Source organism: Desulfobaculum senezii (assembly GCF_054657395.1).
The window spans coordinates 1525165-1541266 of record NZ_BAAHYU010000002.1 but is presented as its reverse complement, the minus strand read 5'-3'; the positions used below and the strand labels follow the sequence as shown (position 1 = coordinate 1541266).

At 60.8% G+C, this 16102-nt stretch carries 16 protein-coding genes and 2 riboswitches; of the genes, 6 read left to right on the top strand and 10 right to left on the bottom strand.

The genetic code is table 11. The annotated features are described in order from the left end of the window. Window positions 1–5 precede the first annotated feature (5 nt). A complete protein-coding gene (locus ACYQ2T_RS07680; RefSeq protein WP_459899756.1) occupies window positions 6–1505 on the bottom strand; it encodes an alkaline phosphatase in 1500 nt (499 codons plus the stop codon). Between the two features lie 585 nt (window positions 1506–2090). Between ACYQ2T_RS07680 and putP the strand changes: the two genes are divergently transcribed. Both putP and greA read left to right on the top strand, forming a co-directional pair. Next, the gene (gene putP / locus ACYQ2T_RS07675; RefSeq protein ID WP_459899754.1) at window positions 2091–3569 is read left to right on the top strand and encodes a sodium/proline symporter PutP; all 1479 of its coding nucleotides are present in this window, start codon (window positions 2091–2093) and stop codon (window positions 3567–3569) included. A gap of 818 nt (window positions 3570–4387) precedes the next feature. After that, window positions 4388–4867 carry a transcription elongation factor GreA gene (gene greA / locus ACYQ2T_RS07670; protein ID WP_404844852.1) on the top strand — a complete coding sequence of 160 codons (480 nt, stop codon included), beginning with the start codon at window positions 4388–4390 and terminating at the stop codon, window positions 4865–4867. Window positions 4868–5247: 380 nt separating this feature from the next. On the opposite strand, the gene ribB is transcribed toward greA, so the two are convergent. Next, a complete protein-coding gene (ribB, locus tag ACYQ2T_RS07665; protein WP_459899752.1) occupies window positions 5248–5895 on the bottom strand; it encodes a 3,4-dihydroxy-2-butanone-4-phosphate synthase in 648 nt (215 codons plus the stop codon). Window positions 5896–6016: 121 nt separating this feature from the next. Then, window positions 6017–6167: riboswitch (FMN riboswitch) on the bottom strand. 351 nt (window positions 6168–6518) lie between these two features. Here ribB and ACYQ2T_RS07660 point away from each other — a divergent pair. Both ACYQ2T_RS07660 and ACYQ2T_RS07655 read left to right on the top strand, forming a co-directional pair. Beyond that, window positions 6519–6977 (top strand): hypothetical protein, encoded by a 459-nt coding sequence (locus ACYQ2T_RS07660; RefSeq protein WP_459899750.1) that lies wholly within the window; start codon window positions 6519–6521, stop codon window positions 6975–6977. Window positions 6978–7496: 519 nt separating this feature from the next. Then, a complete protein-coding gene (locus ACYQ2T_RS07655) occupies window positions 7497–7862 on the top strand; it encodes a hypothetical protein (protein WP_459899748.1) in 366 nt (121 codons plus the stop codon). A 158-nt stretch (window positions 7863–8020) separates the two neighbouring features. On the opposite strand, the gene ACYQ2T_RS07650 is transcribed toward ACYQ2T_RS07655, so the two are convergent. The 3 genes from ACYQ2T_RS07650 to ACYQ2T_RS07640 form a co-directional block, all read right to left on the bottom strand. Then, window positions 8021–8476, bottom strand: a complete 456-nt coding sequence (locus tag ACYQ2T_RS07650; RefSeq protein WP_459899746.1) for an alanyl-tRNA editing protein — start codon at window positions 8474–8476, stop codon at window positions 8021–8023. A gap of 70 nt (window positions 8477–8546) precedes the next feature. Then, window positions 8547–8909 carry a hypothetical protein gene (locus tag ACYQ2T_RS07645; protein WP_459899744.1) on the bottom strand — a complete coding sequence of 121 codons (363 nt, stop codon included), beginning with the start codon at window positions 8907–8909 and terminating at the stop codon, window positions 8547–8549. A 110-nt stretch (window positions 8910–9019) separates the two neighbouring features. Beyond that, window positions 9020–9757 (bottom strand): PP2C family protein-serine/threonine phosphatase, encoded by a 738-nt coding sequence (locus tag ACYQ2T_RS07640; RefSeq protein WP_459899742.1) that lies wholly within the window; start codon window positions 9755–9757, stop codon window positions 9020–9022. Window positions 9758–10098: 341 nt separating this feature from the next. Between ACYQ2T_RS07640 and ACYQ2T_RS07635 the strand changes: the two genes are divergently transcribed. Continuing rightward, complete coding sequence (locus ACYQ2T_RS07635) at window positions 10099–10254, top strand: rubredoxin (protein ID WP_404845216.1); 156 nt, start codon at window positions 10099–10101, stop codon at window positions 10252–10254. Between the two features lie 226 nt (window positions 10255–10480). Next, complete coding sequence (locus ACYQ2T_RS07630) at window positions 10481–11014, top strand: bacterioferritin (protein WP_404844845.1); 534 nt, start codon at window positions 10481–10483, stop codon at window positions 11012–11014. Between the two features lie 265 nt (window positions 11015–11279). Here the strand turns inward: ACYQ2T_RS07630 and cobI are convergent, their stop codons facing one another. The 5 genes from cobI to ACYQ2T_RS07605 are packed head-to-tail and all read right to left on the bottom strand — an operon-like array spanning window position 11280 to window position 15540. Then, window positions 11280–11987, bottom strand: a complete 708-nt coding sequence (cobI, locus tag ACYQ2T_RS07625) for a precorrin-2 C(20)-methyltransferase (RefSeq protein ID WP_459899740.1) — start codon at window positions 11985–11987, stop codon at window positions 11280–11282. 1 nt (window position 11988) lies between these two features. Further along, the gene (locus ACYQ2T_RS07620; RefSeq protein ID WP_459900092.1) at window positions 11989–12789 is read right to left on the bottom strand and encodes an ABC transporter substrate-binding protein; all 801 of its coding nucleotides are present in this window, start codon (window positions 12787–12789) and stop codon (window positions 11989–11991) included. A gap of 34 nt (window positions 12790–12823) precedes the next feature. Continuing rightward, window positions 12824–13645, bottom strand: coding sequence for an ABC transporter ATP-binding protein (locus ACYQ2T_RS07615; RefSeq protein WP_459899738.1), 822 nt, complete (start codon window positions 13643–13645; stop codon window positions 12824–12826). Continuing rightward, entirely contained in the window at window positions 13642–14724 is a 1083-nt protein-coding gene (locus ACYQ2T_RS07610) for a FecCD family ABC transporter permease (RefSeq protein ID WP_459899736.1), read from the bottom strand. Before ACYQ2T_RS07610 ends, ACYQ2T_RS07615 begins: the two co-directional genes overlap by 4 nt. Before the next feature lie 21 nt (window positions 14725–14745). Next, window positions 14746–15540, bottom strand: coding sequence for a sirohydrochlorin cobaltochelatase (locus ACYQ2T_RS07605; RefSeq protein ID WP_459899734.1), 795 nt, complete (start codon window positions 15538–15540; stop codon window positions 14746–14748). A gap of 251 nt (window positions 15541–15791) precedes the next feature. Beyond that, window positions 15792–16025: riboswitch (cobalamin riboswitch) on the bottom strand. Window positions 16026–16102 lie beyond the last annotated feature (77 nt).

The window sequence follows — 16102 nt, the reverse complement described above, 5'->3', positions numbered from 1 at the left end:
CGCGCCTAGCGCTCGGCAATGTGCACGCGGGCAGGAACGCCCATAATGGCCATCACCTTCTTGGCTACGTCGGTATTGTCATACATGCCGTTGAAGGTCTCGGCGCCAACGCCCATGGCGGAGGTGGAGACAGGCACACCGGTGTGCTTATACGAGGTCCAGCCAAGGCCCGCCTTTTGGTTCAGGATGTGGGTGATGGTCACGCTCATGGGGTCGTATTCGCCATAGAGCAGGTACTCCTCTTCGCCGGATTTCTCCGACGAGCCGGAGACGCTGCGGCGGAAGGCATCCGCCAGCATCTTGCGCTCAAAGGGGGCGAGGACGAGGCGGTCCTTCGCCGGGTCGCCCGCAAAGCGCAGGCCGAAATGCTTGGTGATAAGGGGTTTTACCGCGTCGAAGCTGGCCGCCTTGCCTGCGGATTTCTTGAACTGCGCCATGACGTCCTGATCGAACTGCACGTACGAGATGTTCTGTTTGCTGAGCACGTCAAAGAAGGACTGGTACTTGGTTCCGGCAAAGCCAAGGGTCAGGCCGCCGCACTCGTGGTCGCCGGTAACGAGAATAAGGGTTTCATTCGGGTGCTTCTTGGCGAAGTCCACGGCCAGCTGCACGGATTTGTCGAACTCAAGATTGTTGGTCAGGGCGGAGGTGGCGTCGTTGGCATGGCAGGCCCAGTCAATCTTGCCACCTTCCACCATCATGAAGAAGCCCTTGGGGTTCTCCAGCAGTTCAATGCCCTTAGCCGTAAAGTCCGACAGCGTGATGTCCTGCGGGCGGGAGTCGATAACGTACGGCAGTGCGCCGCTGTCCTGCAGCCAGTCGTTCCACGCCAGCACCTTGCCGGAGCGCGGGGTCAACTGCATGAACTCGTCCTTGTCCGTGACGATGCGGTAGCCGTTTGCTTTGGCCTTGGCGATGGCGTCGCCCAGCGGCTTGTCGGACTTCTTGCCCTTGGGGTCCTTCAGTCCGCCGCCGCCAAAGTAGTCAAAGCCGCTTTCGCCCAGCGCGTGGTCAATCTCGTGGTACATCTTGCGGGTTTTCACATGGGCGTAGAAGGCGGCGGGGGTGGCGTGGTCGATGGACACGCTGGAGACAATGCCAACCTTCATGCCCTTTTCCTTGGCGAGTTCGGCAACGGTCTTCAGCGGGCGAAACTGCGGGTCTACGCCTATATAATTGATATTGGTCTTGGTGCCGGAGGCCAGCGCCGTGGCCGAGGCGGCGGACCCGGTGATGAAGCGGTCGTTGGCGCGGGTGGTGGTCAGCCCCTGCGCGGGAAAGGTATCCATCACCAGCGTTTTGCCGGAGTACGCCGACGCGGCGGCGCGCTGGGGAATGCCCATGCCATCACCGATGAAAAAGAACACGTACTTGGCGGGCGCGCCGCTGTAGAGGCCGCCACCTGCGGCATGGGCCGCGGTGAGCACCGGGGCAAGGCACAGAAGTGCAGCCGCCACCGCGCCTAAAAGCGCCGTGCGGGCCAAGCGGGACGAAATGCGGTTCATGGGAATCCTCCTGGGGCTTTCTGTTAAGTGAAACCGCTGGGAGAATACGACCACAACCCGTTGGCATCATGACGACTTTGTGTCGAATGGCAGACGGCTTGGTGATGCACTCCGCCCGCGGAACGCCCCAGCAGTCCTCTGGCCGTCACCCTGCGACGCGCATCGGTTTTCGCGCCGGGAAGAAAAGCGCCGAAAAAAATTCGCCAAAGATTTTCATGATTTTTTCTAACTCCCCACCCCAAAACCAGCCCCAAGCCTTTGGCAAAGCCGCATGTTCACCGAACGATATACGCCAAAACAAGCGAAACGGTGAATATTGTTCTGGATGGCATATTGTCAGAGACGAAAGTTCGGAATTTTGCCACTTTTCACTTTTCTCTTGAGTGAGATTGGAAAAAATCTTTTTTTCGTATATGTTATGCGCACTTCCCCACCCGGAAGAGCAGGCAATGCATTTCTGCAAGTCTGCACGGGACGTCGCATGCAACACCGACGCAACGGTGCCCCTGTCCCGCATCTAAGCGCGGCTTTTGCCCGCGCCTATGACGATATCTTTCAATCCCTACTCGCAGGAACGGAGCTTTTATGATCCAGACCGAGACGCTGATCACGTTTTTCATCTACCTTGTGTTTTTGCTGTCCGTTGGATGGTTCTACTACAAGAAAACGACCAACATTGAGGGCTACATCCTTGGTGAACGCGGTCTTGGCAGCTGGGTGACGGCGCTTTCCGCTCAGGCCAGTGACATGAGCGGCTGGCTGCTCATGGGGCTGCCGGGCGCTGTGTACCTTGGCGGCATGGTCAACGCATGGATTGCCGTGGGGCTGTTCATCGGCACTGTACTCAACTGGACGTGCGTGTCCGCGCGTCTTCGTTCCTACACGCAGATGACGGACACCCTGACGCTCTCCTCCTTCTTTGAGCGCCGCTTTGACGACCCGACCAGCCTCCTGCGCGTTGGCTCCTCGGTCATCATTCTCATCTTTTTCACCATCTACTCGTCCTCCGCGCTGGTGGCGGCGGGCAAGCTGTTCGAATCCGTGTTTCAGGTGGACTACAAGGTCGCCGTATTTACCGGCACCGCCGTCATCATGGCCTACACCTTCCTCGGCGGCTTTCTTGCCGTGTGCTGGACGGACTTTTTCCAGGGCTCTTTGATGTTCCTCGCCATTTTGGTTGTCCCCATGCTGGGCACCGCGAGCAACGGCGGCATCTCCGCCATTGAGGCCGACATGGCCGCCAAGAGCATCTCCACCAGTCTCTTCCACGACGGCAGCGGGCAAACACTGTCCATAGTGGCGGTTATCTCCACGATGGCGTGGGGGCTTGGCTACTTTGGGCAGCCGCATATTCTTGCGCGCTTTATGGGCATCACCTCCGTGAAGGAAATCCCCAAGGCGACGGTTATCGCCGTCACATGGGTGTTTATCTCCCTCGCCGGCGCAGTGATTATCGGCATGGTGGCGATTCCCATGTTCGACGGGCTCACCGGTGGCGATCAGGAAAAAGTGTTCATCTACATGATTGCCAAGCTGTTTAACCCTTGGGTTGGCGGCATCCTGCTGGCGGCTATCCTGTCCGCCATCATGTCCACCATCGACTCCCAGCTTCTGGTGTCCTCCTCCGCACTGACCGAGGACATCTACAAGAAGATTCTGCGCCGCGAGGCCTCGGAGAAGGAACTCATCCTTGTGGGCCGCCTGTGTGTGCTCATCATCTCCGTCATCGCCCTGAGCATGGCGCTGAGCCCGAACAAGACCATCCTCGACCTTGTGGCCTACGCTTGGGGCGGATTTGGCGCGGCCTTCGGCCCCGTGGTCCTCTTTGCCCTCTACAGCCGCAAGACCACGTGGCAGTCCGCCCTCGCCGGCATGATCGTTGGTACGCTGGTTCTGGTGTTCTGGAAGCACGCAGGCCTTGGCGAAACCATGTACGAGATTGTCCCCGGCTTTGCGGCCAACCTGTTGACCATTACGCTCATCAACGCCTTCTCGCCGCAGCAGGATGAGGTCATCCTCACCCGCTTCGACGAAATGCGCCGAAACGTCAAAAACGGGTATTAGCTCCACCCGGACGTCTCGTGACCGAAAGGGCCGCTGGATGCATCCAGCGGCCCTTTCCTTTTTCATGGCAGCCCTCCTGCGCGGCACAGCCTCCGCCATTTTCGGCCACCCCGCACCCAGCCCGGCGCCGTAAAAGGCATGCGCCCCCTGCGCGTTGCATTGCCCCGGCATCCTCCACACAGGCACCCCGCCCAGCACATAGACTGGTCAACCAACCAAGAGTCGCAATAATTTCAAGCATCTGCGCCCGCCGCCTTTTGTTGACCTTTTTGGGCGAAAATCTCCCAGACTTCAATTGACCTTCCACGCAATTTCGGCCACACTCCCTCTTGGTGCACAGCGTCTGTGCATAGCCAGACACCATGGACCGCACCCTGAGCCAAGCGCTATGGGGCTACATGTCCCCGATATAGAAAAACTTTTTTCAGTGCTTGAAAAGGTAGCGGACCATGGTGAATTCTGTTATCTGTTTTGACAGCCCTCCATCATTCCCCATCGCCATATGTGAGTCTTTGCACGCAGCACGCGCGCAAGGGCTTTTTTGACGTTTCGAGGGGAGAGGAGGAGGCCGGAAACCCCGTGATGCAATAGCATGAAGCTCACCGTGTGTTTCCCCATGGCCAGCACTGAGCGCGCACCGACGTTGGCGGCAGCGCCCAGCGCAAGGTACTTTCTGTCCGGCATGGGAAGGGGCCAACACTTTCCTTCACAGCTGTCGCCACCCTGTAGAGCCGACACAGGCGACGGCCCGCCCTATCATGACGAGGCAGTATCAACTGTTGGCAAATATTGATGTTGAGAGAAGCCAAGGATTAACAATGAACACCATTCCGATTTCTGTAGAAGGTTTGGCGCGAGTCAAAAAGGAACTTGAGGAGCTCAAGAAGGAGCGCCCCGAAGTCATTGATGCCATTGCAAAAGCGCGAGAAGAAGGCGACCTGCGAGAGAATGCAGGCTACGACGCCGCCCGCGAACGGCAGGGCATGCTTGAAGCCCGCATCAACTACATCGAGTCGCGCATTCCGCGGTTCAATGTCATCGACCTGCGGACCCTTAATGGCGAAAAGGTCACCTTCGGCGCCACCGTGGAGATCGAAGACCTCGACACCGGCGAGACCAAGACCTACACCCTGCTCGGCCCCGACGAAACGGACACCAAGGTCGGCAAGATTTCCGTCCTGTCCCCCGTCGCCAAGGCCATGCTCGGCAAGGAAGAAGGCGACGAATTCGTTGTGGAAGCCCCGCGCGGACGCATTGAATACGAAATCGTCTCCGTCTCGTTCCCGGGGGATGAGTAGACCTGCGGCTTTGAGAGGCATAGCACTATTTCAGAGCCATCTGATGTATGTTCAGCCCGGGTCGCAAGGCCCGGGCTTTTTCGTATTTCGCGCCCCTACCGCACAAAACGTGAGCGCCCGCCCAAGTTACACTTGGGCGGGCGCTTTCACTATGCCTTGGCGATGGCCCGGGGCGCATCGCTTGGAAACGGATTCTTTGGCGAGCAGGTGCTCGTGTGGTCAACTGCTGGGGCAGCACATGGCAAACGTACCGGGCAAAGCGCGCCGCGTGGGTACTTATTGGGATGTCCGCTCCGGGGCCGAAACCCCGGCATCCTTAACCCTCCACACAGTGCAGGACCGGACCGGTGGCCCGGCGGCGTTATGCCGTGCCCGCCAGCTTAGCTGGCCTTTTTCTGCTCTTTGGCCCGGTAGGCCACAATGTCGTCAACAGTCAGGACAGGGTAGCCGCATGTGCCGCCGAATTCCAAAATCTCCGGCAAGCGGGCCATAGTCCCGTCGGGGTTGGTGACCTCGCACAGCACGCCGCAGGGCTTCAGGCCCGCAAGGCGCATCAGGTCCACTGTGGCTTCGGTATGGCCGCCGCGCTCCAGCACGCCGCCGGGACGGGCGCGAAGCGGAAAGACATGGCCGGGGCTGTGAATGGACGCGGGGCTCGCATCTTCTGCGATGGCGGCCTTGATGGTCGTCACGCGGTCCGCGGCGGAAACGCCGGTAGTCACGCCTTCTGCGGCCTCGATGGAGACGGTAAACGCCGTCTGATAGGCGCTTTTGTTGTGCTCCACCATCATGGGCAGGCCAAGCTGCTTCACCTTGTCGTCGGTGAGGCACAGGCAGACAATGCCGCTGCACTCGCGGATAAGCACGGCCATCTGGTCCGCCGTCAAATGCTCGGCGGAGAAGATGAGGTCGCCCTCGTTCTCTCGGTCCTCGTTGTCGGTCACAAGGACACCCTGCCCATTACGCAGGGCTTCAAGTGCAGTTTCAACTCGCTCGATTGCTGTACCACAAAGGGTCTTCTGATTCATGGCAATGCTCCTCAAAACCATTTTCGATTACCAGAATCAGGGCGATAAGACAGACAGCTGTACGCATGACGAACAGCCACTGGACCTCGCGGGGGAGGTGGCAGGGGCGGATGCTAGGCTGTCTTACCCTCTTCCTTCCGGACTGTAACCGTCGGCTCTGGAGTCTCACCAGATCTGCTAGACCTTTTCCCGTCTGGAAAAGCGCTCGCGGGCTTCCCGTAGCAACTCGGGTTACCGCCGGTGGGGAATTTCACCCCGCCCTGAGAATAAGATGGGTCTTTGATGCTCCCAAAGAGCCCCGCTTGTCAATGAGTTTCTTGGATTTTTCCGCTCCCGGACGGGAGCTTTGGGGGCGTGCACCCTGTGCGCTCTGCCTGCCACGCACTGCGGCCCAAGCGCCCGGCTGCGTCCGCCGCACGGGACCGCGCGGCCCTCTTCCGGGGGAATCCCCCACGCCTTTTCTGTGGTTTTCTCCCTCTCTTTCCCGAATTTTTAGGATTTTTTCCTAGATTTTATGCTGTCTTTCATTGTGTGTCGCCCGTGTTTGTTTTACCGTTGTGTGACACAGAGCGCGTAACATGGGGGTTATCGCCGCTTTTCATGTCTGACAGCTGGAGGGGGCTGTGCAACAGAAAAAGACGCCGACGTTCTTCGACAGTGCCTTTCGGTACGTTTGGTATCTGTTTTGGATCATTGGCGCGGGCTTTGCCTTTGCCGATGTTGTGGACTACGAGCTTTCGGTCTTTGGCTTCTTTGCCAGCACGCTTCTTGGTGCGGCGTGGGGGTTCTTTGTCTGTGGCACTGTAGGCCTCATCCTTGGTCCATTTTTCCCCCACGACCCCTTTGGCATGAACCTCAGCAAACCGGAACGCGTGTCCGCGAGCATTGGCGCATGCATTTCCGTCGCCCTGCTGGTGCTCTACTACTTCACTGCATTCCGCCCGCAGCTCTTTGTGCGCAACGCCCACAGCCTCTTCTACCTCAGTCTCGGCGCGGCCATCCTCTCGGACATCTTCGCCCTTCTCGTCAGCGCCTTCATCAAGGGCTACAAGGAAACCAGACGCCCCCGCCGGGGCCTGTAGCCGCCCGTACCCCGTCCCCGTCACCTGCCTCCCGCCCAATGTCCCCAAAGCGCCCATGAGCCGCACCGTTTCGGCAAATTCAGCCGGCTTCTCACCCGCCTTTTCGCAATGCCGCCCCAGACGCCCAGAGCACGCGTTATCCCGCACCCCACGCTTTCTGTGACTCCCCGCCCCGCACGCGGCGCCTTGTGCACCGCGCTGTCCCCAATCACACGCCGCCCCAGAGGGGCCGCCCTCTCCACACCGCTCCCTACCGCGCATGCCCCCCCACAACCCTCGCGCCCGGTGTCTCCGGGCCATGCCGCTCTCTTTCATCCCTGAACAGTAACCCGCGCACCTCCTCTCCCCCATCAGGCCAAACTCCCAGCACAATCACTCCTCACAAAGCCCCAGCCACCCGTCTTTTCTGCAACTTTTCGCAAAAAGCGCAGCATCCTCTTTACTGAAAAATCAGGCGATGCTACTATGGGCCGCAGTATGTAAAATACCATTGGTATTCCACCAACAAGGAGACGTGTCATGCCCAACATGGACTACCCCGGCCCCTGCCCCAACTGCCAAATTCTTGAAGAGTGCGCCAGTGAAGAGGCACGCAAGAAAAGTGTCGAACATTACTGCAAGGGAATGGAGATGGAGTTGAATTCCTGGAAGGCACGGTTGTTCGACGTCTTTGCCGAAACGGACAAACACGCGGACATGAAGGACACCCTGGAACAAATCAAGTCCGTCCTGCGTGAAATTGAAATGCAGATGGAAAAGATGCGCTTTGAGTGCCCCACCTCCCTCGAAGGTGTGGAATCCGAAGTCGGCCGCAAGTTCGAGGACCTGCGGACGCACTATACAAAAGCCATGTCCGTCATCAGCCCCGGCTGGTTTGGCGGTTAGGTCATCATCGTACCTCCCTCTAGGCACCGTGGATGGGTGGGGTCCGTTGGCACAGTGTCGGACTCCGCCCGCCACACGCCCATGCACAAAAAGCGCCCCGGAGACCAGACCTCCGGGGCGCTTTTGCATGCCGTCTATGGCGCGGGGCGAAGCCGCGGCTAGGCGCTGGCTTCGGCGGGTGCCGCCAGCTTGTACCGCAGGCGGAGCACACCGTCTTCAAAACTGTGCGACACCATCCGAAACGCCCCAATCTCGCTGGTGTTGTCCACGTGCTCGCCAATGCAGGGGCAGGCGTCATAGTCGCCAATATCCACAATGCGCAGGGTTTCCCCCGCATCATCCGGCAGGCGCTTCAGGTTGAATTCGCGCGCGGCATCATCCCTAGGCATCATGCGTTCGGTCACATCCACGCCGCTGTCGATGACGGCATTGATGCGCCGCTCCAACTCCTGCACCTCGTCCTCTGTGAGGTCGCGGTCGAAGTGGTAGTCGCACTTGGATTTCTTTTTGTTGATATGGGCGCTGAACGAGCGGTCGCAGTCGAACAGTGTCACCATGGTCCGGTTGAGAATATGTTCGGCGGAGTGCATCCGCGGAGCGTAGCTTTTGGCCATGCCGTCTCCTTTGGCGATTGGGTTTCCAAGCGGCGGATGCTACCCCTTGAAGCCCGCACAGTAAAGGATTCTACGGCGAATTCCCCTCCGCGCAATCCACAAAGGGCAAGATGTCCGGCTCCTTCTGGTGCCGCCCGTCACAGGCAATCTCAATGGCGGCATTGCCCACGAGAATGCGCCCAATGACGTACTCCGCAACAATGGCGGCATCGGTGTCCGGGTCGTAGTACAGCAGTTCGATAGGGGTGCCAAGGGAGGATGGGCGGAAATACGGCGCGTACACAGGGTCAACGCGCAGGAGCGCCCCCGTGCAGGAAACATTGCGCACCCGCCCACTCAGCAGGTGCAAGTGCGAGTTGTTCGCACTCGGCAGCAACACATCCACATCAAGGTCAACCTGACGACGGTCGTCGTCCCGCCGGTTTGGTTCCATGTCCGCCTCCTTGCCATAGACACCAGCGTAGGGATTCTCATTCTTCCACAATTAACGCAGAAGAGTGCACCCCAGTCAATGGCAATTGGCAAAAACTGCGGCCATGGGCGCTAATCCGCCTGCGGCACTTCTAAAATGGCAATGCCGATATTATCAAAGCCGCCCACATCCAGCGCGGCCTGAACCAGTGCGTTCCCACGCACTTGCAGCGGCGCCTGCCCCGACAGAATCCCGGCAATGCGCTCCAGCGGAACGTCCTTGTGCACGCCATCGGAACACACCAAAAGCACGTCTGCGCCGCGCAGGGTCATATGCCCCACATCAGCGCGAAATGGTGCGACGCCAACGCATTGGTCCAGCAGATTGCGCATAGGGTGCAGTTCAGCTTCCTCCTCGGTCATGCCGCCGGAATCCAGCATATCCTGCACAAAGGTATGGTCCCGGGTGACCTGCTCCAGCACGCCGCCCCGCAGGACGTACAGGCGGCTGTCGCCGACATGGGCCCACCACACATTGCGCCCGCGCACAAGCGCTGCCGTCAGCGTGGTGCCCATACCGCCAAGATTGGCGTCCGCCCGCGCCTTGTCACGTATCGCCTCGCCCGCCGCATACACCTGCGCTTCCAGCGCCGCTTCCTCGTGCCCGGGTGTGGGGCGAAGTTCACGCAGTACCTCAAGGGCAAGGCGCGAGGCGACATCGCCGCCGCGGTGCCCGCCCATACCATCCGCCACAGCAAGGAGCATCCAGCTTCCCCCCTTGCCCCGGCCGCCATGAATACTGTGCGCCATGGCCGCATCGTCGTTGCGCTGTTTGGTAAGGCCGACATGTGTCGCCGCAAAGCTCTCCACATTCATCTCCGGTGTTGCTCTCCACAAGGTGCCGGGAGGGTTCCCGCCCCCCAACAGTAACCCGTTGCCCTGCCGGTTGCCACCATTTCCCCGCCCCATCCTGCTCCTTCACACACAGGCGCCGCCTCTGCGCGGTCCACCGCCGCCACGGCACCCAGCGCGCAGAAGCTGTCCAATCGTCAGTGAGATTATGCGCTCTCACGGCCTGTTATGGACAGACACGCCCCGCCCTGCCCAAAAGCGGCGGCTGAAAAACGGTTTGCCTTTTACGGGAAGACGCTTATTCTCGACCTGTTTCCCCACAACAGCAAACATCAACCGCGATGGAGGACGTCATGGCCATGGAGAAATGGGAATGCCCATGCGGCTACGTGTATGACCCCGAAGAGGGCGACCCGGACAACGGCGTAGAGCCGGGTACCGCTTGGGAAGATGTTCCTGAAAGCTGGGTGTGCCCCAAGTGTGGGGCCGAGAAGGAATACTTCGAAAAAGTCTAACGGCTCCGGCCACGGACACTTGAGCAAAGTCAAAGGGCGACCATTGGGGTCGCCCTTTTTTTATGTGCTGGCGGGCCCCGGTGACAACCAAGCGTCTTTTTGTGCACCCACTTGTCATTGCCGCGTATTTATGATGTTGTTTGAAAACTTTCGGCCGCAGGGCCGCAGCGTTGTACCTTACCGAGAAAACACGCACTTTGACGCATCCACAAAGGAGGATATTGCCATGAGTAGCGACAAGGAAGCACGACGCAAAAAGGTTATCGACATCCTGAACGAAGCCCGCGCCATGGAACTGCAAGCCATCAACCAGTACATGAACCAGCACTATGGGCTGGATGACATGGACTACGGCGAAATGGCCGGGAACATGAAACTCATCGCCATCGACGAAATGCGCCACGCCGAGCAATTCGCCGAGCGCATCAAGGAGCTTGGCGGCGAGCCGACCACCAACTACAAAAACAAGGTGGAACGCGGGCAGGAGGTTGGCGTCATCTTCGACTTTGACGCCGAGCTGGAGGACGACACCATCGACGTGTACAACCGCTTCCTGCAGGAGTGTCGGGAAAACGGCGACAGCGTCACGGCCAAGATGTTTGAACAAATCATCGACGAAGAGCAGGAGCACTACAACTACTTCGACAGCATCGCCGGGCATATCAAAGACCTTGGCCCGTCCTACCTCTCGCGCATTGCCGGAACCCCTTCCTCCACAGGACTGCAACCGCAGGGTTACGCCGTCAACAAGGGCGAATAGCCCGCGCCAACACGCAGACAGACCACAATGACAGCCGCCCCCGGAACCACGGTCCCGGGGGCGGCTTTTTCTCTTACGGCCAATGCGGCGGGGGGTGCTCCCCTCCTACTGGCGCTGCTTGCCTTGTGGGAGCCGCCTCCTGCGCCAAGGGGCGCAATGGAGCAGGCTCCCGAAGCGTTCTGGCCGCGCCGCCAGCGGGCGCACCCAAACAGGGAACCAGCACAACGCGTCCCCCCCGCCACGAGGCGGGCCACCACCAGCGCGCCTAACGGCGCGGGGTGCTGATGATAAGGGAGAAGTACTTGGGCGCGGGCATGCCGGGTTCCAAGTCGCGCACCACGCATTCGCCCTCCATGCTACAGTTGCTGACGAGCACGGCGTCCTCAAGGCGCAGGCCTTCGCTGAGGGCGGTGGTGATGTCGCCAAACTGGCGGTAGGTCTTGAGGACGACAAGGCTATCCGTACAGTCCGCAATGGTGCGGACCCTGTCGCCGCCCTTGGCGCCGGAGACAATGGTCAGACTCTCCTCGGCCTCCACCAGCACGGTCTGTGCGGCGGCCGCGGCAGCGTTGTAGGACGTAATGCCGGGAATGATTTCCACGGGCGCATTGGGCACCATCTCGCGCAGGGTGCGCAGCAGATAGCCAAAGGTGCTATAGGTCAAGGGATCGCCAAGGGTCAAAAAGGCCACATTCTCGCCGCGCTTCATGGCGTCCAGCACGGCTTCGGCGTTTTTGGTCCACGCGGCCCGAAGCACCTCACGGTCCTTGGTCATGGGAAAGTCCAGCGTCTGCACAGCCACATCGGCCTTCAAGTGCGGGCGGACAATATCATACGAGACGGAATAGGTATTCTTGGACGAGGCCGCGGCAAAGATGCGGTCCACACCACCCAAAACGCGCACGGCCTTCAGGGTAAGAAATTCCGGGTCGCCGGGGCCAACGCCTATTCCATAGAGGGTTCCGTAGTTCACGCTAGTCGTTCCTGTTCTTCATTCTGTTCGGGTGGAGGAAGCGGGCAAGGGTTTCCACAGCTTCCACAATGCGCGGTCCGGGCCGCGAAAACATCCGCTCGTCCACCACCAGCGTCCTGCCGGATTGGCAGGCGGAGAGCGTGCGGTACAAAGGACGCTCGGCCAAAGGCCGGGGGCTTTGATTCATCGGCCCCTGTTGAATGACGTAGACATCCGGGTCCAAGCCGATGAGCGCTTCCTCGCCCAGCCGGACCATTTTGCGGTCCACGCGCACGCAGTTGCGTCCGCCTGCGTGCTCTATGACATCGTTGACGATGCCGCCGAGTCCGGCACCAAGCAGATTCGGTGAGCGAACCTCAAAAAAGACTGTCGGCTTGTGCTGCACATCCTGTACACGCTCGCGGACGGCATCCAGACGGCTTTGCATGCGCCCAATAAGGGCCTCCGCCGCCGGAGCGCTTCCGGTCAGTGCGCCAATGGTCCTGATGGTGTCAAAAAGTTCGTCTATGGTCGCGGGACTCAACGCCGCCACCTTCACGCCGCGCTGGCGCAGGCGGGTTACGGTCTCCCCCGCGGCCTTGCGCCCGGCCAATTGCAGCACAACGTCCGGCCGCAACCCGACGATAAGCTCCATATTCGGGCGCATATGCGTGCCGATGCCGGGCTTGCCCTCTATACCCGGGGGAAACGTCTCGTTGCTGGTGCGCGCCACAATGCGGTCCGACAGGCCCATGGCGTGCAGTATCTCGTTAAACCCACCATACAGGGCAATGATGCGCTGCGCTGGCGCATCAAGGCGCACCGTGTCCCCCCGGCCATCACGGACGGTGACAACCTCAGCGCTGGCCGCAGACGCCGTCAGGCACAGCGCCAGCGTGACGAGGCACCATATGCACCTGCGGCGCGCCAGTGACGGGATGCGTCCCCACACGGATGCGCGTTTCGTAAATTCCAGAAAGTATCTGCTCATCAAAAACCGTCCCGGTCGCGCCCTCCGCCGCCACGGCGCCGTTCTTCAAAAAGATGACGCGGTCGCAGTACAGGGCGGCAAGGTTCAAATCGTGCACGGTAACGAACACCAGCCCGCCGCCATCGGCCATGCCGCGCAGCAGGTCAAACAGCTGTACAGTGCCGGACATATCCAGACTTGCCGATGGTTCGTCCAAAAACATCACGTCCGTCTCCTGCGCCAAGGCGCGGGCAAACAGCACGCGCTGAAACTCGCCGCCGGACACGGCGTCCGTGGGCCTGTCCCACAGGTGCCCCACTCCGGCGCGCTCCATGCACTGCCGCGCCACGGCGATATCCTCACGCCCATAGCCCGAAAATGCCGACAGATGCGGGTAGCGCCCCATCAGCACCACAGACGAACACTTCAGCGGAAACGCCGCCGAAGCCTTTTGCGGCACAAAGGCGATGCGCCGGGCGCGCTCCTTGGCGGACATGGCGAGCACGTCGCACCATCCGCCATCCTCCTGCAAATGCACCTGACCGCCCATGGCAGGCAAAATGCCGCCAGCGGCGGACATAAGCGTCGTCTTGCCGCTGCCGTTGGGGCCAAGCAGGCCAACCATCTGCCCGCGGCGCAGGGTTGCGGAAATGCCATCCAATACACGGCGCTGGCCGTAGCCGCAGGAGAGGTCCTCTATGCGAATCACAGGCCCATCTCCTTGGCGCGCCGCCGCAGCAGCAGGCAGAAGAACGGCCCGCCCATCAGCGCAGTGATGACGCCCACCGGAAGCTCCTGCCCCTCTGGGAGCAGGCACCGGGCCAGCACGTCGGACCACATCAGCGCCACGCCGCCCACAAGGGCCGAGGCCGCAATGAGCGGGCGGTGCTCCGCGCCCATGCGCATGCGCACCAAATGCGGCACCACCAGCCCCACAAAGCCGATAACGCCGGAAACGCTCACCGCCGCGCCCGTCAACAGGCTGGCGGCCACCAGCACTATAAGGCGGGTCCTGTCGGTATTCACGCCCAGCATGGCGGCTTGTTCGTCGCCCATGGACAGCAGGTCAATCTCGCGGGCGTAGGCCATAATGACAAGGCCGCCCACCAGCATATACGGCACGGCAAAGCCCACATGCTCCCAGCTTCGCCCCTGAAAACTGCCCATCACCCAAAAAACGATGCTGGACATGGACTCCTCGTCCAAACTCTTGAGGAGCGCAATAAGCGCGGAGAGAAACGTCGCCACCACAATGCCCGCAAGGACGACCGTCTCGCGCCGCAGGTGCCCGGCCACACGGCCAAGGGAGATAACCGCGGCCAGCGCGCCCAGCGCGCCAAGCATGGCCGCAAGGGGCAAAACGCCCGGACCAAAGACCGTGTGGACGCCCGCAAGCCCGAAGTACAGCGCGAGTGAAGCGCCAAAGGCCGATCCCGTGGACACGCCAATGGTGAACGGGTCCGCCAGCATATTCTGCAGAATTCCCTGAAACACGGCCCCGGCGGCGGCCAGCGCCGCGCCCACAACCCACGCAAGACACACGCGGGAGAGCCGGATATCAAGAATCACCACAGACAGCGTCGGGTCTGCGGGCGCATCCACGGGCAGGCCAAGAGCCGAGGCCAACACCGCAAACACGTCGCGTGCGGAAAGAGGCAGGGGGCCGAACAGGCAGCCCCCGATAACGGATGCGCACGACACCGCGGCAAGCGCGCAAAGCAGCACGCGCCGCCGCTTTCGGGCCGCACTTTCCTGCGCAAAGGTCTGCGTCAGGACCGCGTCGTTCATGGTTCCCCCTGCCATTACAGTCTACTGCGCCAAACGACTCAAGGCGTCTTCGGCGTGGCCAAGCCAAATGGCCGCGAATTCAGGGTACTCGGCAGTGCCCTTCAAAACACATTTCGGCGTAATGCCGTTGGCCTTGAACACGGACTTCCAAGAGTCGTCCTCGTCGCCAGCCATGTCGTTCTGGGCATGGTCGCCAGCCACGGACATCAGGGGCATCAGCCATGCGGTCTTGATGTCGCGAGCCTTCAGCTCCGCCACAATGGTGTCCAGAGAGGGCGTGCCCTCAACGGTGCCAACAAAGATGTTGGGGTCCTTCTGGGCAACATACCACTGCAGACCGGGGTAGAAAATGTTGCCGGAGTGATGCGTGCCGTGGCCCATGAGCACAACGGCTTCGTCAGCCTTGCGCTCGGCGGGGATGGAGGACTGAACGGCCGCAGTCACCGCCTGCATGTCGGCATCCGTCGCCATCATGGGGCTGCCCACCGTGACCTGACGGAAACCGCCGGGGCCACCGCTAAAGCGGCTGACCACACTGAGCACCTTCTGGTGGAATTCTTCGCCCGGGATGGTGTGCAGGGACTGCACGGCAACATGGGTGTAGCCGTCATCCAGCATTTTGGAGAGCGCGGTGGCTACGGAATCGAGCTCGCGGCCCTGCTTCGCCAGCTTGTGGCGGATGATGTTGGACGTAAACGCCCAGCGCACATCAAGACCGGGATGGGTCTTTTCAAAGGTGGCTTCAAGACCGTGCAGGGCCTTGTCGGCCTGAGGAACACTCGTACCAAAGGCCACGAACAGCACACCTTTCTTCACAGGCTTTCCCTCACCATGCGACGCAAATGCAGTGGAAATCGACAGGACCAGCGCCAAGAGGCACAGCGCGAAAACGCGCGTGCCAGAGAAACGGGATGTGAGCATCTGAACTCGCTCCAGTGAAACCGCAGGCGGGCGTCACCTGCCAATACAGGAAGAAAGCCGGCGCACAGCGCCGGAGTGCGTCAGGGATGTACCCCGAACATTCGGGATGAGGTCCATGCAGGCAATAGCCCTCGTTGCCGGCATGGCAGACGCAAGGCCCTGAGGCAGGTCTTCTGGCTTGTCCGAATTCCACCCCCGCCTTCCCGCCCGGGTGCGCGTTGCACGCACAGGGCAGTGGCATTGTAGGGGGTGCAAGACTCGTCCGCGCGGGCAGTGCCAACGCGGCGCCGGACTTACAGCGGCGGGTCCGCCCCGGATTTGCACCGGGTTCCCTCTTCAAGCCCCGCCAATACGGGGCTACCTCAAGACGCGGGAAGCATAGGCGATTTCACATCTCTTGTCACTGCACAAAACACCCGCGCAGCACCCGGCGCACCACCCCGGACGCCGTCAAAAT